Origin of the sequence: Bradyrhizobium tropiciagri (assembly GCF_001189845.1) — a bacterium.
In the GTDB taxonomy this organism is placed as follows: domain Bacteria; phylum Pseudomonadota; class Alphaproteobacteria; order Rhizobiales; family Xanthobacteraceae; genus Bradyrhizobium; species Bradyrhizobium tropiciagri.
The window spans coordinates 1-1,027 of record NZ_LFLZ01000176.1 but is presented as its reverse complement, the minus strand read 5'-3'; the positions used below and the strand labels follow the sequence as shown (position 1 = coordinate 1,027).

The 1,027-nt window shown below is 62.3% G+C and carries 1 protein-coding gene; it reads right to left on the bottom strand.

What is annotated here, in order from left to right; genetic code table 11:
• Positions 1-855 (bottom strand): IS5 family transposase (locus AKN84_RS44285; protein ID WP_128971732.1); only part of this gene is annotated, 855 nt, incomplete at its 3' end.
• Positions 856-1,027 lie beyond the last annotated feature (172 nt).

The following is a 1,027-nucleotide window of genomic DNA, read 5'->3' as shown; positions in this document are numbered from 1 at the left end:
CTCGTAGGGCGCGCGGGCCTTACCCTTGCCGATGCACTCGACCTCCGGGGCGTGCAACGCATAAACCTTTGGACCGCGCTGGTGCTGATCCTGGCTGCGCACCTGCTGCGCTAAACCGAGCAACGGGCCGAAGCGAGCTTCCAGCGCTGTATCGCCACCAATCTTGCGGCGGATGTCGCGGATGATCCGGCCGAGCCGTGTCCGCAGGAACTTGAGCTGCCGCCGGGCGCGTTTGAACTGGTGGGCGTGGGTATAGCGGCCGACCATGATGGCGGCGCGCTTGGCCAGGCGCAGATAGCTCTGGCGCAGCGGCACACGGTTGCGCCTGGCGAGCCCGACCAGCTTGACGATTGCTCGATGCATCAGCCGCGCGTCGGTCGGATGGGCGACCGCCTTGGGCTGCACCGTGGTATCGACGACCACCCGTTCCAGGTCCTTCGCGCCGATCGCGCCGGTCTTGTGCGCCACCGACAGACTTTCCTGGATCAGCGCGACAAGTTGCTCCTCGCCGAGCCGCTGCCGCCAGCGCGTCATCGACGATCGATCGAACGGCAACCGGTGGCAGAAGCTCAATTCGCCGCAGAAGTGCTGGTAATAGGGGTTCTCGATCCAGCGGGCGCACAGCGCTTCATCCGACAGGTTGTGCATGTGCTTCAGAATGAACAGGCCGGCGATCAGCCGCGTCGGCAAGCCCGGCTGCCCTGACCCTGCCTGGCACACCGAACCAAAGCGCTCATTCAGCACGTTCCAGTCGATCAGCGCCGCCAACCGCACCAGCGGATGACCCATGTCGATGATCTGATCCAGGGCCGGAAGCAGCAGGTCCTTCTGGCGATCATCCCGCGGTTTGCTCATCGCATTCCCCAATGTCGACGACGCCGTCAGGGAATCACGAACCGCCCAAAAACGAAATCCCAAAACGCAGGAAAGCGAGGTCCCACACACCGCTTTCCTGCAAAATCGAATACTTTCTCAAGACCATTTTTGCTTATTTTTCAGGTCAATCCGCATTCTTCACGGACGACAA